Raw genomic sequence first — 26,701 nt, forward strand, 5'->3', positions numbered from 1 at the left:
AGCAGGTCTGGGCAAGTCGGCAATCAGCTGGCAGGTGTCCGCGACAACCACGCCGTAGGCGCCCGGCGGGACTCGCGCGGTGCGCCCGAACGTTCGGCCAACTGTCCGCCCAGCACGGTGAGTCCGGCCAGCAGGAGGGTCATACCGACCGGCACCAGCCAGTGATTGCGTCCGAATCCCATCGCGACCGCCAACACCACCGTGGCTGCAGTCACCAGCGCCGCCGTCCACGCCCCGGCCCGTTGCGCGACCGCGGCCAGTACGGCGAACCCCACCAGACCGACAAAGACGAGCTGGGCCCCGACACCGTAGATCAGCGCTTCCGCACCGGGAATGTCCTTCACCCCTGCGAACATGTCCTGCAACTCCGTCCGATTCGCAGCACGGAACCCGCCCACCAGATCCAGGAGCAACTGCACCACGTTCGCCAGCGAACTGAGCAGGACCACCACCACACTCGCCCGCAGCGCAGCCCTGCGCCCAGCCGTCAGTCCCGCCGTTGCGGCACTGCCCCCGGTGACCAGCCGGCCGAAGTGCAGGCTCATTGCCGCGAACATCAAGAACCCCGCCAGCCAGACCGCGTGCGCGGCCGTCCACCAGCCCCCCGGCTCCGCCTGCCCGCCGATCGGCCGCATCAGCAGCCACCCGGCCAGAAAGCACGCCGGTGCGGCGGCGAACATCAGACGGACGGTCAAAGTCGCCCGCGTCATCGGAGTTGTGGGAGTTGCCATGCGGTTCATCGTCGGCTTCATGCCCAGCACCATCCCAGCGGGCGAGAGCCACGTCACTCATGGCCGCCCCCACTCTGCCCGGGGGTTTTCCCCCGGGCTGGGACTGCCCAACAGGGTTGCTGCTGCGGGTAGGAGCTGCCGCAGACCGACGGGCTGCGGGCCCAGGGAGGACAGCTCCGTGGAAGCCGTCAGCTGCCGATGGTCTTCCAGAAGCGACACTGGTGTTCCTGGGCGAGATCGGCCGGTTCCGTCCTTCCCGGTTGCAGCGACTGGACGTGCCGGCCGGTTCCGAAGCGGGGCCAGGGCGCCGCGCCGTGGCCGTTCGGGTCGCCCGTGTAGGCGAACTGGGCCCAGTAGCGCACCATCGTGTCCGCGAGTTGGTGCTGAGCGGGTGTGGCCGGACCGGGGAGCTGCTCGTCGGCGAAGAGATACTGCAGTTCACTGCCGTGGAACGCTCCGGTGGGGAAATTGGGTTTCTTGAGGGTGCTGAACCAGGGAGCTTCGTTGTCATCGAACTCGTAGGCATAGGTGGGCACTTGCCGGTCCAGGGTCTGGTCCCGGTCGAGGACCGTGCACCCCCAGGCCCAGTCGCTGATGACGGCGGACAGCGCCTCGCCAGGGGAGTGGAAGCGGTCGGTGGGGTAGCGGATCAGGACGCGGGCCGCGTCGGTCGGGGTGAAGAGTGTCCGGATCTGTTGCCGGTAGCCGGTGTCGGTCGTCGTCTGGCCGGTCACGGCTTCGATGGCCGCGGTGAACAGACGATGTTCGTCCCGGGTGGTTCCCTGGATGATGGGGACCCGGTTGAAGTGGCCGGTGGCGAAGGCCTGTTCGGGGCTCGCAGGCAGTATGCCGGCGCCGACCGTGGGTCCGGATCCCAGTCCGTAGTCGGACCACTTGAGGAGTTCCTCCACTGGTTGGGCGCGCAGACAGGCAGCCGCTGTCCGGAGGTCGGAACAGCCGACCTGGGCCGCTACGTCAAGCCCGTGCTGCTCGCGCTCCGCGCGCGGCAGCGGGAACCAGGTCGCCGGACCCGGTGACCATTTGCGTCCCGTGCACTGGGCGCTTTGCAGGATCGCCTTGTGGAAGAGGCCCGCTGACCCCGGCGCCACGAGATGCGCGCAGACGCTGGTGCCGCCGGCCGACTCGCCGAAGAGCGTGACGTTCGCCGGGTTGCCGCCGAATGCCGCCGCGTTGCGCCTCACCCACCGCAGCGCGGCCTGCTGGTCCTCCAGGCCGAAGTTGCCCGACAGGTGCTTGGCCAGACCGTGGTCGAGCGCGGGATGGTCGAGGAATCCGAAGACACCGAGCCGGTAGTTGAAGCTGACGACGATCACCTTGCCCCTGCTGGCCAGGCGCTGTGCGTCGTAGAGGCTCCCGGCGCCGTTGATGAAGCCGTTGCCGTGGACCCACACCATCACCGGCAGATTGCGGGCGCTGCTGCGCAGAGGCGTGGTGACGTTCAGATAGAGGCAGTCCTCGCTGCTGCTCGGCTGGTCGATGAGCCCTGCTGCCTGTGCACACCGGTTGCCGGGTTCGGTCGCGGTCCGTACGCCTGGCCAGGACGCGGCCGGCTGGGGCGATGCCCACCGCAGCTGTCCGACCGGCGGGGCGGCGTAAGGGATCCCCTGGAACATCCGGGTGTCCGTGCCGAAGCTGCCTTCGACCAAACCGGCGTCCGTCCTGACCACGGTGGCAGGACCGCCTTGGCCACCCTCGGCGTGACGTGCTGCCTGCGAGGATCCGGCTGCGCCGCTGATCATGGCGCCGCAGAGCAGAGCGGTCAGCAGGGCCCGTAGCCGCGGCCGCGCCGGGACCTTCCTCCTGCGCTGTCCTGGTGAGAGATCCGGGCCTAAGGGATTCACGCGCGTTCACATCCTCAAACAGTTCGTGTGGGGTCCACACTAATATAAAGTGTGAGGCACTCACAAAGTCAATGCCGTGTGGACGAGACATGGAGATGAGCCCGATGCCGACAAGTGACGACGAGCGGCTGCCACCTGGCCTCGTCCTGGCCTGGGGGCTGACCACCAAGACGGGGCGACTGGGCCGGAAGCCCTCGCAGAGCGTCGAGGGAATCGTCGAAGCAGCTGTCGGGCTCGCCGACGAGGAAGGCTTCGCGGCCCTGTCCATGCCGAACATCGCCAGACGGGTCGGGCTCACCGCCAACGCGATCTACCGGTACGTCAGCTCGCGGGACGAACTGCTGGTGCTCGCCGCCGAGACCGCGTGGGGCCCGGCGCCGGACCTGGAAACCGGCACGGACCAGTGGCGAGCCGCGGCCGCCAGGTGGACCAGGGCAATGATCGAGCGATGCGACATCCATCCATGGCTGCCCGACCTGCCCATCCGCGGGGCGCCCGCGACCCCGAACCTGCTGCGCTGGACAGAAGTGCTGCTCGAAGCGCTCACCGGCGCCGGGTTGAGCTCTGCCGAATCGCTAGGGTGCGCGCTGCTGCTCGACGGCTACGCGCGGCGCATCGCCAGTGCCCGCCGCGACGTACGCAACAGCAGTGCGGCTCCGGTTCAGTCGGCCGCCGTGACACGGTTCCTTCAACCGCTCCTGCATGAGCACGGATATCCGATTCTGGCGTCCATGATGACGCACAACGAATACGACGACGCCATCGGCGACGACGACGTGGACTTCGGCCTGACCCGGATCCTGGACGGAATCGAGGTCCTGATCGCTCAACGAACGAAAGCCCACTGAACTGCGCCTCAACAAGCGGAAAACCACAGCTATGGACGCCGAAACACCGGAAGGGCTGTCGTGTTGCCGGCAAACGGCCCGGTTCGGCCAGGGAAACCCATGATCAGGCTGCCGCCCACCCGAGCCCGAGCGCGGCCAGCGCACGGAGCTTGTCGGCGGTGAGCTTGGCACGGCGGCTCTTGCTGTTCGACAGGAACACTCCGAGCTTCACAGGGTGTTCCTGGCCGTCAACCACGATCGTCTCGACGTGTCCCCTGGGGACGGTGACGGTACCGGTGCGGGTCTTGTACTGCGCCAGGGCCGCCACGCCCTTCTCGAAGGTGCCGGAGGCCGCCTTGGCGGGCGCCTCTTGCTCCGGGGGCAGCGGCGTGATGCCGAGCTGCTCCAGGCGTTCGTGCTGTCCGCCTGTCAGGGCCTGCCAGACCTCCGGCTTGCGCTGCTTGGCCAGCCACCGCCCGACATCCATGCCGTGCACGGTGACGCCGGGCAGGACGTCGGTCCGGTCCTCGTCGCGTACGAGTTCGCGCAGCGCGGCGTAGTGCCGCTGCCAGTCGGCCGGCCATGCCGGGTTCCAGTCCTCGTCGATTTCCTTCAACGCCGCCTCCCACTCGGGGTGTTCGGCCAGCGCGGCGGGGCGGCGGAGGTTGGAGAGCCACTGCCCGACCGGTCGGTCCAGCGCCGTCGCCGACCTTGGAGCGCACAACGTCCAGTGCTCCTCGAAGTACACCCGGGCGGCCTCCAGGTTCTCCTGGAACCGCTCGTCCACCAGGCTCCAGACCATGCCGAGCTTCTCCAGCCGTGCCGCGCGTTGGCCGGTCATCTGCCCTCCCCCGTACGCCCGTCGCTGTTCCGCGATCCACTGCCCGAGCGGGTAGGCGCCTTCCTTGTACCCGTACGGCACCCTGGCGTGAGCCTCACGTTCGGTGAACTTCTTGAGGGCCGCCCAGCCGCGCGCCCAGTCCTGCTTCTCTGTGTCGATCACGTTGAAGGACACCCAGTCCGCGACCATCACCGGATCTCGGGGAGCCGCAAAACGAAGCAGCAGACGCGACTCCTCCTCGCCGTCCCCGGGCGCCGCACCGATGTACTCGGACGGCTGCGCCACGTCCTTCTGCGGCTCCTGAGGAATGGCGAGCAGCTCCACGGCCTCTTCATCGTGAGCCCGAAGGCCCTCAAGTACCTTCACCAAAGGCCGATACGACCCGGAGGTGAACATGTCTTCCGGCATTTCTCCCGGCTGGAGGAAAACGGGAACGATGAGAGAGGCCAGCTTTCCCTGTCCCGGCTTCTGCCGAAGCGCCCGCCCGATGGCCTGGACGATGTCATGCGGCGCACCCTTCGGGTCCAACAGGGCCACACTGTCCACGCTCTTGATGTCGACACCCTCGCCCAGTACGCGACAGTTCGAGAGCACAGCACGCCGCGTCGTGGCACCGAACTCACCCAGGACGCCGCGCCGACGCTCGGGGACGTGCTCGCCGCACAGCCAGTCGGCCCAGATCCTCGACGGGTACATCTCGGGCTGGTTCGCGTGCAGTTTCGCCGCCACACGCTCCAGGCCCTCCGCGTACGCCGCCGCCTCCATCGTCCTGTGGTGGAAGGTGATGCACGACTGGAGCTGATGCTCGCTCATGGTGTGCAGAAGCGCGGCCTGGAGCGCCCCGAGCCGCTGACCGCGCACTTCCTCGCTGCGCCGCTCCTCACCCATCAGCCGCTCCGGAGTGACGACCGGGTCCTTCAGCTCCAGCACGATGATCTGATAGCGCGCCAGCAGACCGCGCGAGACCGCCGACGCGAGGCTGAGCTTGTACAACACGGGCCCGAACACGGCCTCGTCATCCATGGACGCCGCCATCTCCTGCACCAGCGCCTCCCGCACCCCCTCAGCAACCTCCCAGTTCGGCCGCTCCTGCCAAATCCGCGGCGTCGCCGTCATGTACAACCGCCGGTACGCCGGGATGACCCTCTGATCGTGGACGTCCGCCCACGCCTTACCCATCGAACCCGACGTCCGGTGCGCCTCATCGACCACCGCGAGGTCCACCGGAGTCAACTGCTGCCCGTACACGCCTTCGAACGCCTCAGCCAGCACACCCAGGCTGGCGTACGTCGCGTAAATGGTGACCGGCCCTTGGCCGTGCCACAGCGCCAACTGCACCGGGTTAGTCGTGGAGCGCACCTTCAGACTCCACAGCTCCGGATCGTCCTGCAGTGAACACACCGCAACCGCCGGCCCCTTGTGCCCGGCCTCGTGCCACGCCTTCACCGTCTGCGCCAGCAGATCCAGCGTCGGCACCAGCACCAAGACGCGCCCCCTGGGCACCAGCCGCTTCGCCGACGCGGCCGCCATGAGAGTCTTCCCCGTCCCGCACGCGGCGTGCACCTGCCCGCGCAGCCCATGAAAAGGGATACCGCCCGGCGGGACATCGAGACCGCGCACGATGGCGGCAACGGCCTCGATCTGGTGGTCACGCAACTTCACTGTCATGCCGCCATGGTCTCCTCTTCGTGGAGTGCGGCGCTTCGTCAGAAGTGAAGTCCAGCGCATGGTCGACGTAGGAGCGGCCGGTGCCGCGGCTGATGCCGGGCGCCGCGGCCTGGATAGCCAGAGTGCCGCTCGCCGGGCGGGCCGTGCATCCCGCTATCGAACGTCGACGTAGTCGCCCGCTGTCGTGAGGGGGGCCGTCGTCGAGGTACCCGCGAAGGAGTAGCGCCAGTAGCCGTCTGTGGAGGCGGCGACCGTCGTCCTCAGCGTGCCGGACGCGTCGGTGTGGACGGACTTGACAGTGTTGTATGTGCTCGTCCCCGCTTTGCGGAACTGCAGCTTGACCAGCTGGCCGGCGTACCCGTGGTACGCGAGTTCGTCGTCCCACCAAGCACGCGAGAGCTTCCCGGCGACCGTGATCGTCCTGCCCTCCTTCACCGGCTCCGGGGACGCGTTCACGGTCAGCTTCGACGCTCGCAGCACACGCAGGGCCGGATCGGGAGTCAGTGTCGTGTACGAGCTGGGGCCGGCGTATGCCTGGGCATAGACGTGCCAGGTTCCGGCGTCGGAATTCTTGATCAGAGTCGGATTGCCGTTGATGAGGAGGCTGCACTTCCAGGTGTGACCGCTCACTCGGGAGCAGGACGCCTGGTTCTTGGTCGCATGGAGGACGGCGTCGAACTCGTCGTCGTTCATGTCGGTGCCGCCGTGGAACAACGTCACCGAGCCGTTGGTGATCGTGGCTGCGTCGCTCGCGGTGACCGTGGCGGTGATCAGTTTGGTGGAGGTGCCGATCACCACGTCCTTTCCGCCATTGACGGTGACATCGAGGATGACCGGCGGCGCGCCGTCCGCATGAGCGACCGGCACACCGACAGCGGTGACTGCCAGGGCGCCGATCGTGGCACCGAGGACGGATATGCGCATGGCTTCCTCACAGGTCGAGTGACGACGGAACCCGCGTCGCTCCGGGGTGGGCGCATCGTATGCGCCCGGTCGTCACAACTGCCGCCCGGGGTACCACGACCGGGGTCCTTTGCACCTCCCGTAAGGGGCGCCAACATGTCTGCGCCGTACGTCACGTAGACCGCGCCGCCGGGCGCGCCGCGGCCGTCCAGGCGCCGCCGGCGTAGACGCGATCCGCACTGAAGCTGGGGCCCGGCCTCACCGATGGCCGGTTGGGCCTGGACTGAGGACCTTGTCGCACCACGATCCGGCAGGGATCATGACCGCGTGCAGCACCGAGAGGAACTTCACGAGCTACTCGCACGCGCCGGACTCACGGTCGTCGAGGAGGTGAGCCCGGGCAGCCTGTTCCCGCCGGAAGCCGGCTGGCGGATCGCGCGGGGGATCGCGGCGCCGGACGGAGTGGTCCGGGAAGGGCTCGATGCCGCGTGGTGGCGCCGTCTTTGCGATGTCGACGGCGAGTTCCTGGTGGCCGTCCTCAGGCACCGGATCGGCGGCAACGACTCCTGGTGGACCCGGGTCCGGCATGCCGGGAGCGGCGTGCCGGAGTTGACGGGCGACCCCGGGTTCGTGGCGCTCTCCCTCGACGGGCAGGTGCTGCTGGCGGAGGTGCCCGACGTGGGTGGGCCCCGGGTGACGGCCCTCGACCGACTGCCGCAGCGTTTGGAGGAGGCCGCCGTGGCCGCCGGGCGTGAGACGGAGGTCGAGCGCGCCGAGGTGTGGGCGGCGGTGCCCGGCCGACGTGCGTGGCCTCTGCACTGGGCGGAGGGCATCGGGTTCAATTCGACCGCGACGGACGAACTGCTGATCCGGCTGCTGGATGTGGAGGACGGCTTCCTGCACGGATGCGACCGGCCCGCCGTCCTCGACGCCGCCCTGGCACACCCCGATCCGCGGGTGCGGTCAAGGCCCGCCGATACCTTCCGGCCCAAGCTCACGTCCGACCAGTGGGTACACCTGGTCCGCGCCGAGCCGTCGCCCAACCGACGCGTGCTCTGGGCGGAGCGCGCCTGCATCTGGGGCGCCGAACTCCCCGACGACGTGTACGACGACCTCCTCGCCGACCCGTCCCGCGCGCAAGCCGCCGAACTCCCAGGGCTCCCCGCACAGCAACTCCCTGACCTCGCGGCCGACACCGATCCCCGTGTGCGGGCGGCGGCCTGTGCCCGCTGGGACGACCTCGCTGCGTCGCTGCGGGAGCGGCTGCTCGCCGACACCGACTACGCGGTGCGAACGGCTGCGCTGCTCGCCCACCACACCGGCGTACCCATGCCTCGCGAGGTTTTCGCCGCGCTGCCGGACCCACGGCGAGCCCTGGAACGGTGCCGGCTCACGCCCGGGCTGGAGGCGGAGCTGGTCCGGGACGGGGACGCGGAGGTACGTCGGGCGCTGGCCGCCAACCCGGGCCTGGGCCGGCCTGGCGTCGCCGCGCTGGCGGAGGACCCGCAGGACGACATCCGCTCCGCGGTGGCGCTGCGCCCCGACCTCACCGAGGAGCAACGTGCCACGGTTCGCCATGACTTCGACCCGACGTCGATGTCGCACACCGTGCCCTGGGTCGAGGCCCTGCACGGCGACGCCGAGGCAATGCGCCGTCTCGCCGCGTCGTCCCACCCGCTGATCCGCCGCAGTGTTGCTCGAGCCCGGCACCTCCCGCCGGATGTTGTGGCGCGCCTGTCGCGGGACGGGGACCGGGTGGTCCGTCTGTTCCTCGCCGAATCGTGTGAGGACGCGCCGGGCGACCTGCTGCTGGAAGTCTGGCGCTGGTGGGACGGCAGCTTCAGCCACCCCGACCGGCCGCGCAGCCATCCCAACTTCCCTCGTGCGGGCCTGCTGCGCTACGCCGCCGACCCCAGCGGGCGAATGCGCCGCCTGGCCCTGGACGATCCGGAGTCGACACCGGCCGACGTCGCCCGCCTGGCCCGGGATCCCGAAGCCGAGGTGCGCCGCCGCGCGGCTGAGGACCCCCGGCTTTCACCGGCCGACGCGATGCGGCTGCTGAACGACCCGCAGGCCCACGTCCGCGGCACCGCCGTGCGCAATCCGCGACTGCCGGCCCGCGTCCTGGCCGGGCTGTTGCACGACCGCGAGACGGCATGCGCAGCGGTCACCAACCCGGCGATCCCAGTCCCCGTCCTGCACCGCATCCTGGCCGCGGCCGAAGCAGCCGTGGCAGCCCTGCGCTGAACACCGACACCCCGCACTGAGGCCGTGGCGGTCCGATGCCGACTCCGGCACACCGCGGTAGACCCCTGCCACACAGCGGCGATCCAACGGGTGATGTCGCGGCACCGTGTGTCCTGAACTGCAGTGACCCGCGTCCGCCGAGCGGCATCACGCGAAGATCACGAGGAAACGCCTCGCGCCAGGCATCTTCCGATGAGGTCAGTGGTGGAGACACCCGCCGTGTACCCCACAAGCTGCAACTTCCCCGCAGCGGCCACCGGCCCGAAGACCTCATCGATGGCATCTGGCGAGATGTCGTCCCCGTGCACGACCACCGCGATGTCGTGTTCGTCCAGGAACTCAGTCGTCACGCGTTCCGGAGCGTTCGGTATCACTGCATCGACGTATCGGCATGCCTCGATCACCGTGACCCGCTCGGCCAGGGTCATGATGGGCCTGCGCTTGTACTCGGTCACCACCTCGTCCGAGAGCACGCCGACGATCAACCGTTCTCCGAAGGTGCGCGCGGCCTTGAGGAGCGCCACGTGTCCCGGGTGGAAGAGATCACCCACCATGTCGACGTAGACATTCGGCTGGTTGGTCGTCTCAGCATGGTCGGCCACGGCTGTTGTTCCTCTCCGCATCGTCCGGCTGGCCAACGGCGAGATGCAAACCCTGTCCATCACTTCCGCTCGCCCACCCTGGCAGCAGAGCAGGGTCGGAGAGCATCGGTTCCGGCAGTGTCCACGTCACAGCCCCATGCGTCCCGCTCAGCCCGCCCGTCGGCAAACCGAGTGCTCGGCAGCAGCGGCGTCGCGCCGTCCGCGTCTGCCTCGGATCCAGTGTCGTTACGGGGTCTGCCGTCGCGGTCGCCCGCCGTCCGCAACGGATCTCACCGAACCCGGTGGTGCCGCCGGTACGGGATCAGGCCGCGACGAGTTCCCGCTCGCGGTCCGGCGTTTTGACCTGGGGCTTCTTGTTCGGCAGCGAGAGCCGGAAGACCTTGTGCCACGCGGAGAACACCTGCTTGGGCAGCGGCCCGGTGACGTACTCCAGCTCGTACTTCTCGAACAACGCGCGCACCTTCACGGCGACCTCGGCGTACCGGTTGCTCGGCAGGTCCGGGAACAGGTGGTGCTCGATCTGGTGCGACAGGTTGCCGGTCATGAAGTGCATGGCCTTGCTGCCGCTGATGTTCGCCGAGCCCATCATCTGGCGCAGGTACCACTGTCCGCGCGTCTCGCCCTTGATCGACCGGCGCTCGAAGACCTGCACGCCCTCGGGGAAGTGCCCGCACATGATGACCGAGTGGGTCCAGATGTTGCGGACCAGGTTCGCGGTGAACGTGGCGGCGAGGGTGGGGAGGAACGAGGGGCCCGACAGCAGCGGGTGGATCACGTAGTCCTTGAGGACCTGCTTGCGGATCTTGCGGCCCACGGCCCTGGCCCGCGCGCGGAACTCCGGATTGTTGCGGCGGCGCTTGTGCAGGTTCTTGCCGAGCTCCAGGTCGTACGCCGCGATGCCGTACTCGAAGAAGCAGGCGTTGAGGAAGTTCCACAGCGGCTGGCCGAGGTGGAACGGGTGCCACTTCTGGTCCTCGTCGACGCGCATGATGCCGTAGCCGAGGTCGTTGTCCTTGCCGATCACGTTGGTGTACGTGTGGTGCAGCTCGTTGTGCGAGTGCTTCCACTGCTCGGACGGCGAGACATGATCCCACTCCCAGGTGGTGGAGTGGATCTTCGGGTCCCGCATCCAGTCCCACTGACCGTGCAGGATGTTGTGGCCGATCTCCATGTTGTCCATGATCTTTGCCACGGACAGACCGGCGGTGCCGATCAGCCACGCGGGCGGGAAGATCGAGAACAGCAGCACGCCCCTGCTGACCAGCTCGAGCCTGCGCTGCGTCGAGATGACCTTGCGGATGTAGGCAGCGTCCTTCTCGCCGCGGGCGGCGATCACCTCGTCGCGGATCGCGTCCAGCTCGCGGCCGAGCTCCTCGATCTGCTCCGCGGTCAGATGGGCGGTGGGGTCGATGGCGGTCAAGGTGCTCCTACCGTTCGATGTCGCAGGGGCCCGCCGCGGCGGACACGCAGGTCTGGATGAGGACGCCCGGCTCGGCCTCGGTGATCTCGCCGGTGCGCAGGTCGCGAACGGCGCCCGCCTTGAGCGGCGTGACGCAGCCGAAGCAGATGCCCATGCGGCATCCGGAGGGCATGAGTACGCCGGCCTCCTCGCCGACGTCCAGCAACGGCGTGGCGCCGTCCGCGTCGACGGTCTTGCCGGTGGTGCTGAAGGTGACCTCGCCACCGTCGCCGGTGACGACGATGCCGGGGCGGAAGCGTTCGGTGTGCAGGCGCTCTTGGATGCCGTGCTCGGTCCAGTGCTCTTCGGCGGCGTCGAGCAGGCCCGCGGGCCCGCAGGCCCAGGTCTCGCGCTCGGCCCAGTCGGGCACGAGTTCGTCGAGACGGGCGATGTCGAGCATGCCGTGTGTGGCGGTGTGCAACTCGGTCAGACGCAGCTTCTTGTCCGCGACCAGGTCGTGCAGTTCGTTGCGGAAGATCACGTCTTGCGGCTGTGGCGCGCAGTGGACCATGACGACGTCGTCGAACTCGGTGTCGCGCAGCATGCCCATCACGGGCGTGATGCCGCTGCCGGCCGTCAGGTAGAGCACCTTGGCGGGCTTGGCCTGCGGCAGCACGAAGTCACCGGTCGCCTGGTCGAGCTGGATCAGCGTGCCCGGCTTCGCCCGGCGGACCAGGTGGTTGCTGACTTTGCCGTCCGGGATCGCCTTCACGGTGATCGTGACGCGGCCGTCTGGGCGGTTTGTCGGCGAGGTGACCGAGTAGGCACGCCACAGGCGCACCCCGTCGACGTCGACCCCGATCCGCACGTACTGACCGGCCGTGTGGCCGCGCCAGCCCCGTCCCGGCCTGATCACGATGGTCGCGGCGTCACCCGTCTCGGGGTGCACGGCCTCGATGCGCCCCCGCAGGTCAGCGCCCGCACGCAGCGGGCTGACCAGGTCGAGGTAATCCGACGGCAGCAGCGGCGTCGTGACCATCTCCAGCAGTTTCCACGCCCTACTGCGGAGGGCTGCACTCGTCATGGCTCCAGCTTGCTGCGCCTCAAGGCGTAAAGTCCTGACCGCAGGACGTAAATCTGGTCGACTGAATTGTTCGTAGGGAACAAAAGATGAGCCATGCAATCCGCAAGGCCACCGAGCTGGCCCTGGATGAGACGACGGTCACCGTGCTGCGGGCCGCGCTGAGGACCACCGCCGACGAAATCGTTCAGGCGATCATCGACGAGGTCCCTCCCTACGCCAACGCCCTTTCGGGCCGCATGGGCGCCACCATCCGACGAGCCGTCCGCACCGCCCTGGGGCACTATCTGGATCTCGCGAGCGGGAATGTCACGGGAGCCGATGCCGGTGACGCGGCTTATGAGCTGGGCCGCGGCGAGGTGCGCGACGGCCGTTCGATGGACGCCCTGCTCAGCGCCTACCGTGTCGGCGCCCGCGTGGCCTGGCGATGCCTGGCAGCGGGTGCCGTACCCGCAGGTCTGCCCGCCGCCGAGGTCGCCAAGTTCGCCGAGCTGACCTTCGCCTACATCGACGAGCTCTCCGCCGCGAGCGCCGCGGGGCACGCCGACGAACTGGCCGCCCGGGGCCGGGCCCATGAACGCCACCTGGAGCACCTGGCTCGCGACCTCCTCACCGGCGCGAGCCCGGACGTGCTGCTGGCCTCTGCTCAACGGGCCGGGTGGCAGCCTCCGGTTTCGCTGACCGCGGTCCTGCTGCCCGCCGCCCAGGCCCGGCCTGCGTACCGCACCCTCGACCCGAGCACCCTCGTCCTCGACGATCTGCCGGACGCCCTCGGCGTGCTGCTCGTCCCCGATGCCGACCGATCACATCTCCTGCGGCGGCTGACCGACCGCACCGCCGTGGTCGGGCCCGCCCGGCCATGGACTCGTGCGTCCGCCTCCTACGCACGAGCCGTACGCGCGCGCTCCCTCTCCTCTGATATCCGCGACACCGAGGACCACCTGCCCGAACTGGTGCTGAGCGCCGACGTGGAGGCGTTCGCAGACCTGCGTGCCCGAGCCCTCGCACCATTGCGGACTTTGCCGGACGCGACCGCGCGGCGGCTGGAGGAGACGTTGCGGGCGTGGCTGCTGCACCAGGGCAGGCGGGAGGAGGTGGCGGCGGCGTTGTTCGTCCATCCCCAGACCGTCCGGTACCGGATGTCGCAGCTGCGGGAGCTGTTCCCGGATCTCGCATCGCCGCACCGGGTCCTTGAGCTGACGCTGGCGGTCGGTCTTCGGGGCAGCTGACGCGTTATTGGACCATCCGCGAGAGGTCCAGGAATCGTGCCTCGTCCTCGGTGCCGGCAGCTGGCTCATGCGGCCCGGGGAAGAGCAGTAATAGCCGGGTGAGACTGGGGGTGTGGTGGCCGCAGAGGTGATGTAGCGGTGTGCGGTGGCGGTCCCGGTGTCGAACCCCGCGGCGAGCTGAGCGTACGAGCGACCTTACGCAAGTGGGCGCACGTGAGCAGGGTTTGCCGGCCTGCCTTCAAGCGTCACCCTCGGGTACCGAGCTCCCTGCGGTGGCGGCGCAGTTCGGCGGACAGGAAGCGCAAGGCAGAGCTGGGCACGTCGGTGCTCGGACGGTGGAGAAGCATACGAAGCCTCTGGTGGAGACGGATTTCTTGGTGGAACAGCCATCTACCAGGGGCTTCGCCGGTCTGTCAGCCCAACTCCCTGGCCCAACTGCCCACACCAACTGGCAAGTTGGAGAACGCTCAATGGCTCCGTTCGTCGGCAAGCCCGCACACGACTGCCGTAGTCGATGCAACACTGGCTGCCTCGGCGACCTTCGTGCGCCCTGGCACGAGCGAGAGGGATTCGTTCTTGGACGAGGAGCGGCGATGAACGAGATCGAGTTGGTGGTTGCGGCGCTGGGGGCGGGGGCTGCGGCGGGGCTGTCGGAGTCCGCCAGCAGTGCGGTGCGGGAGGCGTACGAGAGGTTGCGCGTTGCGGTTCAGCGTCGCCTCGACTCACGCGGGGACCGGGACCTTGAACTGCCCGTGATGGGCGGGGAATCCGAGATCGACGACGAAGCGCTCCGAGAAGCGCTTGTCATGTCCGGCGCCGACCGAGATGGGCAGGTTCAGGCTGCGGCGGAGGCGTTCTTGCGGGAAGTCAACGGCAGCGGTCCCGGTGCCGGAATCGGCGTGGTGCGCGTCCATAACTCCCAAGGCGTGCACGCGGGGCAGGGGTCGCAGATCAATTTCTTCAACGCCGGAGGAGCATCCGGTGACACACCGAGGGACTGAAGTTCCCGTCGGCGGTGGGGACAATGATCCCGACGAGACCGTGAACCAAATCGAGATCACCGGCTCCAAGGGAGTGTTGGTACACGGCACGCAGATCAATCATTACCCGAGCGAACGGCAGCGTGCCCGGTCGCCATACCTTTATCTGGTGCGGCAGATCGCCCCCGAGGAACTGAAGGACCGAGACAAGGAACTGAGGCAGCTCGCAGCCTTCTGCTGTGAGTCGGAGCCGTCGCACGATTACCTCTTCTGGAAGGCGGGTCCCTGGGCGGGGAAGACCGCTTTGCTGTCCTCGTTCGTCCTCGACCCCCCGAAGGAGGCGGAGATTGTCTCGTTCTTCATCACCCGCCGCTTCCCAGGGCAAAGCGATCACGGCGCCTTCCTGAACGTCGTCATCGAACAGTTGGCAACGCTTCTTGGCGAGCCCATACCGGCGAACCTCGTCCCCGAGAGTCGCCCGGCGTATTTCCTGCAGTTGCTGGACGCGGCGGCCAGGGCGTGCAGGGGGCGCGGAAAGCACCTCGTAGTGGTTGTGGACGGGCTGGACGAGGACACCGGAGCCGCCCAACACAGCATCGCCGCGCTACTGCCTCACCGGCCTCCGGCCGGCGTACGCATCGTGGCGTCCGGCCGCTCCATCCCCGCCGATGTACCCCCCGGGCACCCGCTCCGTCCCTCCGAGCGGATCCTGGCGCCGTCGGTGCACGCCGAGGGCATTCGCATCGCCGCCGAACCCCAGCTGGATCGCCTGCTGCAGGGAGACAAGACCGAGCAGGAACTGCTGGGCCTGATCGCCGCGGCCGGGGGCGGCCTCGACGGAGAAGATCTCTCCGAGCTCACGAACCGCCGACTGGGCGAAGTCCAGGAGACTCTTCGCTCCTCGTCGGGACGGGTGATCACACGTAAATCAGTTGCCAGCCCCATCAGATCCGTGGGGTCCCGTGAGGTCTATCTTCTCGGTCATGAGGAGCTCCAGCAGGCCGCAGTCAAAGGATTCGGCCGAGAAGGAATTCAGGAATACCGTGAGCAGCTCCATGTCTGGGCCGAGCGTTACCGCGAGCTGAGCTGGCCCACGGATACTCCCGAGTACCTGCTGCGCGGTTACTTCTCCATGCTGCAGGCCGACGGCGATCTGTCCCGGATGGCCGATTGCGCTCTGGACGTCGCACGACACGACCGATTGTTCGAGGTGACCGGCGGCGATGTCGCCGCGCTTGGTGAAATCAGCGCCACGCAAGACGGGTTCCTCAGTCGGAACGAGCCCGACCTGCGCGCCTTGACCCTGTTGTCAGTGCGCAAAGAACAGATCAGCGGCCGCAACAGTGACATCCCCTCCAACCTGCCGGCTGTATGGGCGCTGACGGGGAAGCCCGAACGTGCCGAGGCACTCGCCCGTTCCATTCCTCATCGTGGTCCTCAACTCGTCGCACTGGCCGCTGTTATCCGCGCCTTGAACGACCGGCAAGAGGATGCTTACGTGCACACGCTGGTCGAGGAAGTGGTCACGTTCTCGGCGACGGTTCCTGTGTCGGACAGGGGCGCGTCCTCGGGGCTCATCGATGTCTCCATCGCGGTCGCGAAGGCCGGCTACCACGAGGAAGCGTACAAAGTCGCCGCAGCGATCGCCGACCTTCTGGATCGGTCCAGCGCCCTGGCCGGCGTGGCACGAGCGGCGGCCGAGGCGGGCCATATCGACTTCGCCGAGCGAACAGCCCGGAGCGTCAGCGCGGACGACCGGCTGGGGATGGTGCGAGCGCAGCAGGAAATCGCGGAGGCACTGGCCGGGACGGACGCAATCCGGGCCAGGGCAGCGGCACGCAGGGCCGAGACCATCGCGCAAAGCATCACCGACCCGCTCCAAGGACCCTGGGCGTTGGCGCGGGCCGCTTCGACGCTGGCGGCGGTGGGGCTGGACAGGCGAGCTGCAACGGTTGCCGAGCGAATGGAGAATCTCGCGAGGAGCAGGGCGACCTACGTCAGACTGGACCATTTCGCAGGGCAGTTGGGCAGTGCGGCGAAGGCGTGGGCGCAGGCCGGTCGCGCCGAGCGCGCCCACGCGGTGGCTGCCGAGGCCGAGCACATCGCCAGGAATATCACCACGGGCGATGCGTACGAGAGTCTGGCCTGGGGGCACGTCGTTCGGGCCTGGGGAGCTGTCGGGGACCCGGGCCGAGCCGAGCAAGTTGCCCGGAGCATCACCGATCCGCGGACCCGGTTGCTGGATCTGGCCGCGGTGGCCCCGGAATGGGCCAAGAAAGGTGACTTCGACCGCGCCGAGGAGATCATCCGGAGCATCAGCCGTTCGACGCACCGCTCGGGGGACTCCGACGCCGTGGACAGAGCCACGGCTCAAGTGGTGCAGACCCTGACCGAAGCAGGGGAGATCGCACGCGCTGAGAAGACCACCAAAATCATCACCGATGCTCGTCAGCGGGCACGGGAGATGGCCGGGGTGGCGTGCGCGTGGGCCGAGGCAGGAGAAGCTGCCCGCGCCAGGGCCGTAGGCAGGATGGCCGAGCAACTCGCCCGCGGAAGCACCAAGCCCAGCCGAATGCTCTGGGACCTCGAGGCAGTGGTGGACGCTCTGGCTGCATCGGGACATATGGCTGAAGCGAAAGTGATCGCCCGACGCATCTGGGATCTGGCGAACCGGATACCCGAACCCAAGAACCAGGTGAGGACGCTGAGCCGCACAGGGGGAGCGGTTGTCGCGACCGAGGTGGTGCAGCGGGCGGAGAAGGCCGCCCGGACCATCACAGATCCTGAGGAACTCGCGAGCGCTCAGAAGGAGATCGCTATGGCCTGGGGGAGGCTGGAGGACTTCGACCGCGCCGAAGACATGCTGTCCGACATCTCGGAGAGTGACGGACTGCCTTGGGCGTGGCAGGAGGTGGCTTGGTCGGCTGCCCGGACAGGTGACTTCGACCGCGCCGAGGAACTCGCCCTGAGCATCACCATGGCCGACTCACCAGAACACGCCCTGGCAGTGGTAGCCCACACACTGGCAGGCGTGGCGCGGGCGGCAGCCAAGGCGGGCGAGGCCGATCGTGCCACCGCTCTGCTGCGGCGGGCCGATCAATGCGCGAGGGATGCCGCAGACCCGTTGGAGCGAGCCCGGGAACTCTCGGAGGTCGCTCGGGCATGGGCTGATACGGGCGACACCGACCGAGCAAGAGCCGCGGCCCTCGACGCCGAGACCATCATGGCCGGGTTCACCGATGCACTGCTTCGCTCTCGAGACTCGGCGGGCCTCGGGTGGGATCACGAGATGGCGGATTGGACGTGGTCGACGGTGGCACCGGCATGCGCGGCCGCAGGAGATATCGCGCATGCCGAGGAGATCGCCTGGAACCTCGCCGAACCCACCTACCGCGCGGACGCCTTGGTGGGCATGGCCGAGTACGCAGCCCCGACAGAGGCGCGCAGGCTCGTTGCGCACGCGCTGCAGACGGGCAGATGGCAGCGAACGGTCCGAGCCCTCGCCACCATGTCCCCCGAAGTGCTCACGGACATCGCTCAGGAAACGCTCACCAGGCTGCACGAGACCCTCCCAGCGTGAGGGCGTACAGCACCGAGGTGGCAGGGGCGATGGACACCTGGGTTCTCGACCAAGATCACCCGTGTCTGCCAGCAGCTTGGCGTGCATGTCTGCGCGTCCTCGATTGATCTGTCCGGCTGTACCTCGCGGTTCCTGGCCGGGTAACTGGCGGCCAGGCGGCGGGAGATGGGGGCGCGGGGGCGGCGCCTGCCCGCCGAGCGACAGGCTCTTTGCCGATGCCCACCTGCGGCACGGTGACACTTACGGCCAGCCGGCAGCTCGGCGTCGGGACCGTCTACCGCTACATCCGCGAAGCCGTCGAGGCCCTGGTTGCCACGGCATGAACGTCCAGGTTCTGACCGATCCGTTCGGGCGACTACTCTGCCCGGCTCGACTCACGACCTCACCGCCGCCCGAAGAGACGGAAGCGCCGCCCCAGGGTCGACCGGCCGTGGCCTGTTTGATCATTGCGTGGCTTGCGTCCGGAACTGAGACTGCTGTGAGCGAAACAGGGACGCGTAGGACGGGGCGCTCGGTGAAACGCATTCACTTCACAGCGGAGGACTTGGCGCGGACCCGTGTGGCCACGACGATCGGCGTGGCGGCGGAGACGTTCGACAGTGTGAAGCTGTTGAAGGACCGCGATACCTCGCTTGCCTTCCGCCGCTGGCATGTATCGGTACGTGGACGGCTGGGCGGCCAGGCCGGTCCACTGGCCGCGTTGATGCCCCTGCGCGGTCCGCTGGTCGACGCGATGAGCCTGATGGGAGACACGGCGTCCATCGACGAGGCGGTGGACAACCTGATGGCGGCTCCCCGTGCCCTGATACGCCTGGAACTGGAGAACATCGACTTCCATCCCGCGCATCGCTCCTGGGCCCGGAACCTGGTGGGCGGCGACCGGGAAGCTCGCCGCCAGGTGGCCATGGCACTGCGGGCCTGTCACAGCGCCACTGTCGCCCCCTACTGGAGCAGTGTGCGCTCGCGTCTGAGCGAGGTCCGGGCCGCGTACGTGGGCACGATGGCCGACGGCGGAGTCGAGCAACTCCTCACCACGCTCTGCGGTCCGTTGGTCCGCTGGCGGCCGCCCGTGCTCGAAGTGGTCCACCCGCGCCACGCGGACATCCACCTGAACGGGCGAGGTCTCGTCATCGCGCCGACGATGTTCTCCACGCAACAGGTCGAACTTCTGCAAGCGCCACTGGACCCGGACCGGGCACCCATTCTGGCCGTCCCCACCGTCAGGACCACGTCACTCGATACCGCGTTGTGGGAGGACACCGGCGAGTCCACCACCCCGTCACTCGACGACCTGTTGGGGCGGACCCGGGCCGCGGTGTTGAGAGAGACCGTCGACGGGTGCGGCACCACGGAGCTGGCCCGCCGCCTGAACATCTCACCGGCGACCGCGAGCCACCACGCGACGGTGCTGCGCAACGCCCACCTGGTCACCAGCCGGCGCGAGGGCAAAGCGGTCGTCCACACTGTCACGTCGCTGGGCATCGCCCTGCTGGACCAGCGGCACCCCCTGGCCTGACGGGACGACCGGGTCGAAACGGTGCCCTCCAGGGCGTCAGGACCCGCCGCGGCATTCCCGAGAGGGCGTGGCGCGGTCGCGCGATCGCCGTCGGCGTGCCCGCTGTCGTGGAGAGACAGAGGCCGGTCGGCTCACCGCGTCACACGGGGGAAGAGCCGTTCGACGGCGGTGACCACGGCGGCGCGGCGAGCGGCAGGGGACGGATCCGCGGCGTGTTCCGCCGCGACGGCGCCGATCTCGGTCTGGGCCGCCCATGTGGTGGCGATCTGGTTGACCAGGGCGAGGATGTCGACCGGATCCCAGGCCGGATCGAGCCGACCCGTCCGCTGCGCGTCGCGCAACTGGTCGATCTTGCCGGCGATGGTGTCCCGAACCGTGTCGGCGCCGGACGAAGCGGCGGTGCCGGCGAGTTCGAAGCGCCCCAGGCGATCAGCCGGTGGTGGTCGGGGCGGGTGATCGTGAAGTGGTCGTAGAGGCGGCCCGCGTAGCCCGGCAGATCGGCCGGGTCGGGGGTGGCCCGCGCTACGCGGGCCATTTCAAGCAGGGACACGTATGCGTAGAGCGCCTCCTTGCCGCGGAAGTACGCGTAGACGCGCTCCTTGCTGGTACTGGCCTGTTTGGCGATGCGGTCCACCCGGGCGCCGGCGATTCCGTGGCGGGCGAACTCGTCCGTGGCCGCGGCGACGATCTGCTCACGGGTGGAGTCGGCGCTTTCCGGAGCGGCGGGCAGGGAGGTCGGGTCGGCTTTCGGGCTGGGCATAGGGCAACGTACCGTGCGGGACGGTCCCGTGTGCCGGCCTGAGGTCGGAAGCCGGGACCGCCCCTGTTCGCACGTCAGGTGGCGTCGACGTCGGTGGTGGCCAGCTTGGCGTAGACATCGGGCCGGGTGCGGCGGATGCGTCCGGCGAGGGCCATGCCGGCCAGGAACACTGCCGGGGTGAGCGCGACCAGTGCCCAGTTGGCGGTCGGGCCCGCGCCGGTGAACAGGTCCAGGCGCTTGCAGACCAGCACGGTGACAGCGGTGAGGAGGACGCCGGCCGCGGCGGGCGCGAGGAGGGTGCGCATGCGTCCCTCGCCGTGCTCGGCGGAGTTACGGCGGAAGAAGGAGACCACCGCGAAGGCCGCCAGTGCCTGCAGGACGAGGATGCCGACCACACCGGGAGTGTTCACCCACAGGAAGAACTTGGTGTAGGGGTCGACGCCGATCATGGCGAAGACGGCGACGACCGCGACCGCCAGTACGCTCTGGGCGATGCCGGCCATCCACGGTGAGCCGTGCCTGGGGTGCACGCGGCTCAGTGCCGCGGGGGCGACACTCTCGACGGACAGGGCGTAGACGTAGCGGGTGATGGCGTTGTGGAAGGCGAGCAGGGCGGCGAGCACGCTGGTGACGATCAGGACGCGCTGGACGTCGGTCGCCCAGCCGCCGACGTACTGGGTCATGGCGGTGAAGAACATTTCCGCCGGGTTCTTCGCGGCGACGGCGACGGCCTGGTCGCTGCCGAAGGCCTGCACGATGATCCAGGCGATGAAGGCGTAGAAGAGGCCGAGGAAGCCGACGGCGAGGTAGGTGGCGCGGGGCACGGTGCGGTCGGGGTCGCGGGCCTCCTCGCGGTAGATGGCGGTGGCCTCGAAGCCGATGAATGCGGCGACGGCGAGACCGAGCGGTCCGCTCATCCCCGAGACGAAGATGTTCGAGGGGGCGAAGGAGTCGAAGCTCAGCCCGTTCGCGCCGCCCTTGACCAGGACGGCGCCGGCGAGCAGTACCAGGATGGCGGTCTCCGCGATCAGCAGGGCGGCCAGGACCTTGGCGCCGAGGTTGATGGAGCGGAAGCCCAGGAACCAGACGGCGGCGATCCCGGCGAAGGCGTACACCGGCCAGGGCAGGTCGACGCCGAGGAGGTCGTTCGCGGTGGTGGAGGCGAAGAAGCCGAAGGCGCCGAACATGCCGATCTGAAGGGAGTTGTACGAGAACACCGCGAGGAGCGCCGCCCCCAGTCCTGCCGGACGTCCGAGGCCTCGGGCGATGTACGAGTAGAAGGCGCCGGTGTTGCGGATGTACGGCGTCATCGCGGTGAAGCCGACCGCGAAGAGGACCAGCACCACGCCGATGGCGAGATAGGCGACCGGGGCACCGATGCCGCCGAAGAGGATGGCGAGGGGAGCGACGCCGGCCATCACGGTGAGCGGGGCGGCCGCGGCGACGACGAAGAAGACGATGTCGGCGACGCCGAGGCTGCCGCGCTGGAGGTGATGGCCCTGATCGGTCCCGGCGGCCGGTGGGGGCTGCTGGGGAGCGGTGGGGACGAGGGGCTCGGTCATGGAGGTCTCCGCGTGGTGTCTGGGGTCGGGGAGCGGGTGGAACGTCCAGGAGACGCAGACCGGTCGTGACGACGACGTGGGTCTATCGTCTCCCGGCACGCGTGCTGCGGGGGGTGGTGGCGTCGTGGGTATGCCGGCCGGCGAGCCAGGTGCCCAGGACGGGGAGGCGCGCGAGGTCAGCTGGGGCGGTCTCGGCCGGGTCGGCGGCGAGATGCACCAGGTCGGCGCGCATTCCGGGACGCAGCGCGCCCCATTCCTTCTCCTCGAACGCCTGGTGGGCGCATCCTGCGGAGTAGGCGGCGAGAGCGGTGTCGATGTCGATCCGTTCCTCGGGGAGCCAGCCGCCCTCGGGAACACCCTCGGGCGTCTGGCGGGTCACTGCGGTGGCGATGCCCCGCAGTGGTTCATGGGCGGTGACCGGCCAGTCGCTGCCGAACGAGAGCCGGGCGCCGGAGCCGAGCAGGGCGGCGATCTGGTACTGCCGCCCGCCGCGTTGCGGGCCGATCCTCGGCAGCGTCAGCTCGGTCATCAGGGGGTCGGGCTGGGCCCACAGCGGCTGGAGGTTGGCGACCACGCCGAGTGCGGCGAACCGTGCCAGGTCGGTGGGGTCGATGAGCTGGGCGTGGGCGATGACCGGACGGCGGTCGCGGGCGCCGTTGGCGCCGGCGGCGGCCTCGATTGCGTCCAGAGCCATCCGGACTCCGCCGTCGCCGATGGCGTGGAGGTGCGCGCGGAAGCCGAGTGCGTCGACGGCGGTGACGGCCTCGGCCAGCTCCTGGGGCGCCCAGTTGGCGATGCCGTGCGAGTGCGGGCAGTCGGTGTAGGGCTCGAGGAGGGCTGCGGTGCCGGACTCGATGACGCCGTCGGCGAAGAACTTCACGGACCGCGCGGTCAGCAGCCCGGTAGCGGAGCTCTCCACCTTCTCCCGGTCCGCCGTGAACCGGAGGATGCGCTCGCGCCAGCCGTCGGGTTCCAGGACGAAGGCGAGGTCGGCTCGTACGGGAAGCCCCGGCTCTGTGGTCGCGGCGGTGACCCAGACGTCGGCCTGGTGCGGTTCGACCCAGGCATCCTGTACCCAGGTCACGCCGGCGGCGGCGAACCGGGCTGCGGCTTCGCGCAGCGCCGCCACCTGTGCCTCGTGGGACGCCGTGGGAATGAGGGCGAGCACCGGGCCGAGAGCTCCGAACTCGCGCAGGGTGCCCAGCGGCTCGGATGATCCCTCCCGGCGCAGGATCTCCCCGCCCGCCGGGTCCGGGGTGTATGCGGTGTAACCGGCCCGGCGCAGGGCCTCGCTGTTCACCCAGGCGGTGTGGTGGTCCATGGTGCGCAGGACGACGGGACGGTCGGGTACGGCGGCGTCCAGCCACCGGGCGTCGAACCGGCCGTCGGGGGCGAGCCACGGGTCGAAGCCGTCACCGGTGATCCACTCCGTGTCCGGGTGTTCGGCGGCCCAGGCTCGTACGGTCTCGACGATCTCCTCGACGCTTCCACGGTCCCGGACCGGCACGCCGGCCAGACCCAGTCCTCCCATCACGGGGTGCACATGTCCGTCGCCGAACGCCGGCAGCAGGGCCCCGCCGGCCAGGTCGACGACGGTGGTACGCGGTCCCCGGGCGGCCAGCGCCGGTGCTCCGAGGGCGGTGATCCGGCCGCCGGTGACGGCGAGGGCGTCGTGGACGGGGGCATCTGCGGCCCCGGTCCGGACGGTCCCTCCGGTGAAGACGATGTCGGCGTGCATGGCGTGTGGCGGTGCCTTTCCTTCGGCCGGCCGCCTAACTGAAAGGCGTTCGGTTTCCGGTAATGTAGGCGCCGTCCAGGCGGCTGGGAAGAGTTTTACTGAATGCCATTCGGTAACGTCTGGGTTACGACCAGCGAAGACGATTTCTCCGAGGAGCCACCGTGGGACGGCCGCGCACACCCCTGCTGGACCGCCGGCGCATCGGTGCCGCGGCACTGCGCCTGGCCGACGAGAAGGGCGCCTTCTCCATCCCGGCCCTGGCCAAAGCCCTGGGCGTCGCCCCGTCCGCGCTCTACCACCACGTCGCCGGCCGCGACGACATCATCACGTTGATGCGCGAGGAACTCGCCCTCACGACCAGAGACGACCAGGACTGGTCACAGCCCTGGGACAAATCCCTGGAGGGCTGGGCCCGTTCCTACCTCGCCGCCTTCGCCGCCCACCCGGGGGCGGTACCCCTGCTCGCCACCGCCCCGCTGGCCGAGCCCTTCATGCACGCGATGTACGAGAAGGTCGCGGCGCTGCTCCTGGACGCCGGTTTCGCCACGCATGAGGTCATGCCGCTGATCACCGCACTGGAGAGTTTCGTTCTCGGCTCCGCCCTCGACCTGGTGGCGCCGCCCGTGATGGTCTCCGACGTCGCCCGCGACGCGACCCCGCACCTCAGCGCCGTACTCGACCAGACCCCCGCCGACCGCAGCCGCGCCACCCTGGCCTTCGACCTCGGGCTGCGCGCCCTGCTCACCGGATTCCGCGACCTGCTGCGTCGCTGACGGCAGTCGTGCACGCCGCCAGGCTCGGCCGGTCAACGCCGCACCACGGCCCCCTAGGCCAAAAAGGCTGCGGCCTGCCTCGCCACCTTGCGTCCGCATCTGCTCAGGAGGTCGATGGCACGTGGCAGCATCGAACAGCCGCTGCCCAACGGGACCTTCATCTCGTACGTGGCCGACTGGGCCTTCTCGACCGCGGCCACCGGATCATCCATGTCTGCGAGCGGCAGACGCCCCCGTCCTGGCCGACCGCGCCTACCAGGACGCCGGCCCTGGGCCACCACCGGACTCGCCGGTCGTTCAACTGGCCGGGCCAGACGCAGGTCAGCGGGTATACCCGGCTTGGATCGGGGGGTTGCGACGGCTTCGGCCCCGTGACGGGCCTGGTCGTTCATCGCGTCCAGGAGCGCGGCCTTGACCTCGGCCTTGTCGTGGACGAACCAGGTCGACACGTTCGCCTCCCGTGCAACACGGGCGAAGGTGATGCGCTGTCCGGCTTTGAGCAGGCCACTGATGGCGACTCCCGAGGCGGCATCGAGCGATGAGTTCCGAGACGAAGAGAGGTCTTCTTGGGCGGACGTGCTCATGAGGTGCCGGTAGAGGTGCCGGTCGGTCCTCGGATCGTGGGCACGTGCGAACTCGACCAAGTTTGATGACTGGTGAGGAGATTCCAGCGTGAGCGACATTGTGGTCCAGAAGATCGTCCGACCTGAGCGCGCAGTATCGGGCTCGTGGCTGGAGGTGATCGCCTCGAATCTCGACTACCACCGAGCGACCTTCTTGTGGAAGTGCCAGGGGCTCTCGGAGGCACAACTGCGGCTACGTCCTGTGCGGTCGTCGGCGTTGACCCTGCTGGGGCTCATGCGCCATCTGCAGGGGGTTGAGCGTGCCTGGTTCCAGCGGACGTTGTCCGGCACGACGCCTCGCTTCTTTCCGTATCGGACTTACGTCACCGCTGACGGTGGCGAGTGGTACGACGAGTCGGACGCTACGCCGGCCAGGGATGTCTACGAGGACTACCTCAAGGCGTGCGAGGAGTCGCGGCAGGCATTCGCGAAGGTGACCGTCGACCTCGCGCGTATCGTGCCGAACGCGGAATTCGGTGACACCGATGTGCGGTTCGTCCTTGAGCACGTGATCGAGGAGTACGCCCGCCACGTCGGCCATGCGGATCTCCTCCGTGAGGCCATCGATGGCGTCATTGGCGAGTAGCCTGCCGTTGCGCCCCACGAAGCATGCCGCAGCCCAGCATGTGACGAATCGGTACCGTACTGGCCAGCTACCGCTGAGCGAAATGGCCAACCGCCCGTGAGTACAGTCTGGTCATGAGGGGTCTTGCGGACCGAACCTGGCCACACATTGCTGGCGGTCACACCGCCGGGGCGAGGGGCCGACCGCCCCAGCGGATGCCTTTCTCGCAGCGGATGCGGGCGCGTTCCTTGCGTTCGGAGGCCAGGACGTCGCGGTGGCGGAGCGTTGGCGTTGCGTCACCGCAGGTAGGCGTGCAACGTCAGGGTCTGCACGGTGTGTTGGGGTAGTTTGAGTTGGCGATGGTGAACTGCTCGTGCCGTGCTGCACTTGTGGCTGATCGACGACACGATCGTGAGCCTCGGGGAACGTGGGCACGCTCACTTCGGCGGCAGCGTTCAGCGTCGCGCTTTCGCCTTCCAGCTGCTTCGCCTTGCGGATGACGTAGTCGCCGCGCAGGAACTTGAACGCGCCGAACAGCAGCATGCCCCCGGATGTAGCGGCCGGTCACGGGGCGAGCACCAGCTTTCGCAGGGATTCGGTGTCGGGCTGGTCCGCGACGGCCGCGTCCAGGGCCAGGTCGAGCTGGTCCTCGAAGCCGTCGGCGGGATAGCGCAGGGTGGCTGAGTCGGACCAGGACAGCTGCCAGCGTGCGGCGCCGCGGGCCGTCAGTTCCATGGTGACCAGCTGGTTGAGGGCCCGCCGCAGCGCCAGGCGGGAGAACTCGCGGGCAGCGCTGCCGGTCGCGGCCGTCACCTGCTCGGACTTCGGGAACTGGTGGGCGATCCGCCAGCGTACGGCCGGGTCGGCGTCGATCGCGTCGAGCAGAGCGGATGGCGGCGTAGTCGATGCCGGCCAGGACTGCCAGCAGGACGACGCCCAGCAGGTAGAAGCCCGCGAGCAGGACGAGGGCGCAGCGAAGCGCCCATATGGACAGATCCCCCGTTATCTTCATTCGCGGTTCCGCAACGGGACCGCTGGCCTTCGGGCCCGGCATGGCTGTTCCCCCCTGTCGAACCGATGACCTGGGGGGTGGTGCCACCAGGCCCGAGAGGCGCCGTCGGAGACGCTGATGAGAGGTCCGACTACCGCCTGGCCCGGCGCAACGCCGGGCGGCTTGCGGGCGGCAGGTCTGCATAACGTGGATGCGCGCATAC

Annotated in this window: 20 protein-coding genes and 3 pseudogenes; 8 read left to right on the top strand and 15 right to left on the bottom strand. The window is 68.9% G+C overall.

All coding sequences use genetic code 11. The features are described 5' to 3' along the window. Nucleotides 1-23 precede the first annotated feature (23 nt). Both ABZS97_RS13540 and ABZS97_RS13545 read right to left on the bottom strand, forming a co-directional pair. Entirely contained in the window at nucleotides 24-752 is a 729-nt protein-coding gene (locus tag ABZS97_RS13540; protein ID WP_356137053.1) for a hypothetical protein, read from the bottom strand. Between the two features lie 167 nt (nucleotides 753-919). Then, nucleotides 920-2,491, bottom strand: coding sequence for a carboxylesterase/lipase family protein (locus ABZS97_RS13545; protein WP_356137091.1), 1,572 nt, complete (start codon nucleotides 2,489-2,491; stop codon nucleotides 920-922). Nucleotides 2,492-2,697: 206 nt separating this feature from the next. Here ABZS97_RS13545 and ABZS97_RS13550 point away from each other — a divergent pair, with 206 nt between their 5' ends. After that, nucleotides 2,698-3,441, top strand: coding sequence for a TetR/AcrR family transcriptional regulator (locus ABZS97_RS13550; RefSeq protein ID WP_356137055.1), 744 nt, complete (start codon nucleotides 2,698-2,700; stop codon nucleotides 3,439-3,441). Nucleotides 3,442-3,544: 103 nt separating this feature from the next. Here ABZS97_RS13550 and ABZS97_RS13555 read toward each other — a convergent pair whose 3' ends face one another. Both ABZS97_RS13555 and ABZS97_RS13560 read right to left on the bottom strand, forming a co-directional pair. Beyond that, nucleotides 3,545-5,929, bottom strand: coding sequence for a Helicase associated domain protein (locus tag ABZS97_RS13555; protein ID WP_356137057.1), 2,385 nt, complete (start codon nucleotides 5,927-5,929; stop codon nucleotides 3,545-3,547). 153 nt (nucleotides 5,930-6,082) lie between these two features. Next, a complete protein-coding gene (locus ABZS97_RS13560; RefSeq protein WP_356137059.1) occupies nucleotides 6,083-6,853 on the bottom strand; it encodes a calcium-binding protein in 771 nt (256 codons plus the stop codon). A 306-nt stretch (nucleotides 6,854-7,159) separates the two neighbouring features. On the opposite strand from ABZS97_RS13560, the gene ABZS97_RS13565 reads away from it, so the two are divergent. Continuing rightward, nucleotides 7,160-9,079, top strand: coding sequence for a hypothetical protein (locus tag ABZS97_RS13565; protein WP_356137061.1), 1,920 nt, complete (start codon nucleotides 7,160-7,162; stop codon nucleotides 9,077-9,079). Between the two features lie 158 nt (nucleotides 9,080-9,237). Here ABZS97_RS13565 and ABZS97_RS13570 read toward each other — a convergent pair whose 3' ends face one another. The 3 genes from ABZS97_RS13570 to ABZS97_RS13580 form a co-directional block, all read right to left on the bottom strand. Continuing rightward, nucleotides 9,238-9,681: an adenylyltransferase/cytidyltransferase family protein gene (locus ABZS97_RS13570; protein WP_356137063.1), complete on the bottom strand. Its 444-nt coding sequence runs from the start codon at nucleotides 9,679-9,681 to the stop codon at nucleotides 9,238-9,240. Between the two features lie 301 nt (nucleotides 9,682-9,982). Then, nucleotides 9,983-11,101: an acyl-CoA desaturase gene (locus tag ABZS97_RS13575; RefSeq protein WP_356137065.1), complete on the bottom strand. Its 1,119-nt coding sequence runs from the start codon at nucleotides 11,099-11,101 to the stop codon at nucleotides 9,983-9,985. A 7-nt stretch (nucleotides 11,102-11,108) separates the two neighbouring features. Beyond that, nucleotides 11,109-12,164 (bottom strand): ferredoxin reductase, encoded by a 1,056-nt coding sequence (locus ABZS97_RS13580; protein ID WP_356137067.1) that lies wholly within the window; start codon nucleotides 12,162-12,164, stop codon nucleotides 11,109-11,111. Nucleotides 12,165-12,250: 86 nt separating this feature from the next. Between ABZS97_RS13580 and ABZS97_RS13585 the strand changes: the two genes are divergently transcribed. Then, nucleotides 12,251-13,390, top strand: coding sequence for a helix-turn-helix domain-containing protein (locus tag ABZS97_RS13585; protein ID WP_356137069.1), 1,140 nt, complete (start codon nucleotides 12,251-12,253; stop codon nucleotides 13,388-13,390). Nucleotides 13,391-13,516: 126 nt separating this feature from the next. Here ABZS97_RS13585 and ABZS97_RS13590 read toward each other — a convergent pair. Next, a pseudogene (locus ABZS97_RS13590) lies at nucleotides 13,517-13,737 on the bottom strand (transposase family protein); the annotation flags it as partial. Between the two features lie 246 nt (nucleotides 13,738-13,983). Here ABZS97_RS13590 and ABZS97_RS13595 point away from each other — a divergent pair. The 3 genes from ABZS97_RS13595 (at nucleotide 13,984) to ABZS97_RS13605 (ending at nucleotide 19,466) form a co-directional block, all read left to right on the top strand. Then, complete coding sequence (locus ABZS97_RS13595) at nucleotides 13,984-14,391, top strand: hypothetical protein (protein WP_356137071.1); 408 nt, start codon at nucleotides 13,984-13,986, stop codon at nucleotides 14,389-14,391. Nucleotides 14,392-14,431: 40 nt separating this feature from the next. Beyond that, nucleotides 14,432-17,950, top strand: coding sequence for a hypothetical protein (locus tag ABZS97_RS13600; protein WP_356137073.1), 3,519 nt, complete (start codon nucleotides 14,432-14,434; stop codon nucleotides 17,948-17,950). A gap of 514 nt (nucleotides 17,951-18,464) precedes the next feature. Beyond that, the gene (locus ABZS97_RS13605; RefSeq protein WP_356137075.1) at nucleotides 18,465-19,466 is read left to right on the top strand and encodes a winged helix-turn-helix domain-containing protein; all 1,002 of its coding nucleotides are present in this window, start codon (nucleotides 18,465-18,467) and stop codon (nucleotides 19,464-19,466) included. A 131-nt stretch (nucleotides 19,467-19,597) separates the two neighbouring features. Here ABZS97_RS13605 and ABZS97_RS13610 read toward each other — a convergent pair whose 3' ends face one another. From ABZS97_RS13610 to ABZS97_RS13625, 4 genes and pseudogenes are all read right to left on the bottom strand, one after another. Beyond that, complete coding sequence (locus ABZS97_RS13610; protein WP_356137093.1) at nucleotides 19,598-19,891, bottom strand: hypothetical protein; 294 nt, start codon at nucleotides 19,889-19,891, stop codon at nucleotides 19,598-19,600. 185 nt (nucleotides 19,892-20,076) lie between these two features. Beyond that, a pseudogene (locus ABZS97_RS13615) lies at nucleotides 20,077-20,226 on the bottom strand (TetR/AcrR family transcriptional regulator); the annotation flags it as partial. A 74-nt stretch (nucleotides 20,227-20,300) separates the two neighbouring features. Further along, nucleotides 20,301-21,788 carry an APC family permease gene (locus ABZS97_RS13620; RefSeq protein WP_356137077.1) on the bottom strand — a complete coding sequence of 496 codons (1,488 nt, stop codon included), beginning with the start codon at nucleotides 21,786-21,788 and terminating at the stop codon, nucleotides 20,301-20,303. 82 nt (nucleotides 21,789-21,870) lie between these two features. Then, the gene (locus ABZS97_RS13625; RefSeq protein ID WP_356137079.1) at nucleotides 21,871-23,526 is read right to left on the bottom strand and encodes an amidohydrolase; all 1,656 of its coding nucleotides are present in this window, start codon (nucleotides 23,524-23,526) and stop codon (nucleotides 21,871-21,873) included. Between the two features lie 161 nt (nucleotides 23,527-23,687). Between ABZS97_RS13625 and ABZS97_RS13630 the strand changes: the two genes are divergently transcribed. Beyond that, nucleotides 23,688-24,299: a TetR/AcrR family transcriptional regulator C-terminal domain-containing protein gene (locus ABZS97_RS13630; RefSeq protein WP_356137081.1), complete on the top strand. Its 612-nt coding sequence runs from the start codon at nucleotides 23,688-23,690 to the stop codon at nucleotides 24,297-24,299. 53 nt (nucleotides 24,300-24,352) lie between these two features. Here ABZS97_RS13630 and ABZS97_RS13635 read toward each other — a convergent pair whose 3' ends face one another. Then, the gene (locus tag ABZS97_RS13635; protein WP_356137083.1) at nucleotides 24,353-24,883 is read right to left on the bottom strand and encodes a hypothetical protein; all 531 of its coding nucleotides are present in this window, start codon (nucleotides 24,881-24,883) and stop codon (nucleotides 24,353-24,355) included. Nucleotides 24,884-24,971: 88 nt separating this feature from the next. Here ABZS97_RS13635 and ABZS97_RS13640 point away from each other — a divergent pair, with 88 nt between their 5' ends. Further along, on the top strand, nucleotides 24,972-25,508 hold the full coding sequence (locus ABZS97_RS13640; protein ID WP_356137085.1) for a DinB family protein: 537 nt from the start codon (nucleotides 24,972-24,974) through the stop codon (nucleotides 25,506-25,508). A 157-nt stretch (nucleotides 25,509-25,665) separates the two neighbouring features. On the opposite strand, the pseudogene ABZS97_RS13645 reads toward ABZS97_RS13640, so the two are convergent. Both ABZS97_RS13645 and ABZS97_RS13650 read right to left on the bottom strand, forming a co-directional pair. Next, a pseudogene (locus ABZS97_RS13645) lies at nucleotides 25,666-25,857 on the bottom strand (IS630 family transposase); the annotation flags it as partial. 194 nt (nucleotides 25,858-26,051) lie between these two features. Then, a complete protein-coding gene (locus tag ABZS97_RS13650; protein ID WP_356137087.1) occupies nucleotides 26,052-26,300 on the bottom strand; it encodes a hypothetical protein in 249 nt (82 codons plus the stop codon). Nucleotides 26,301-26,701 lie beyond the last annotated feature (401 nt).

The organism is Streptomyces sp. NPDC005485 (assembly GCF_040606085.1).
Lineage (GTDB): Bacteria > Actinomycetota > Actinomycetes > Streptomycetales > Streptomycetaceae > Streptomyces.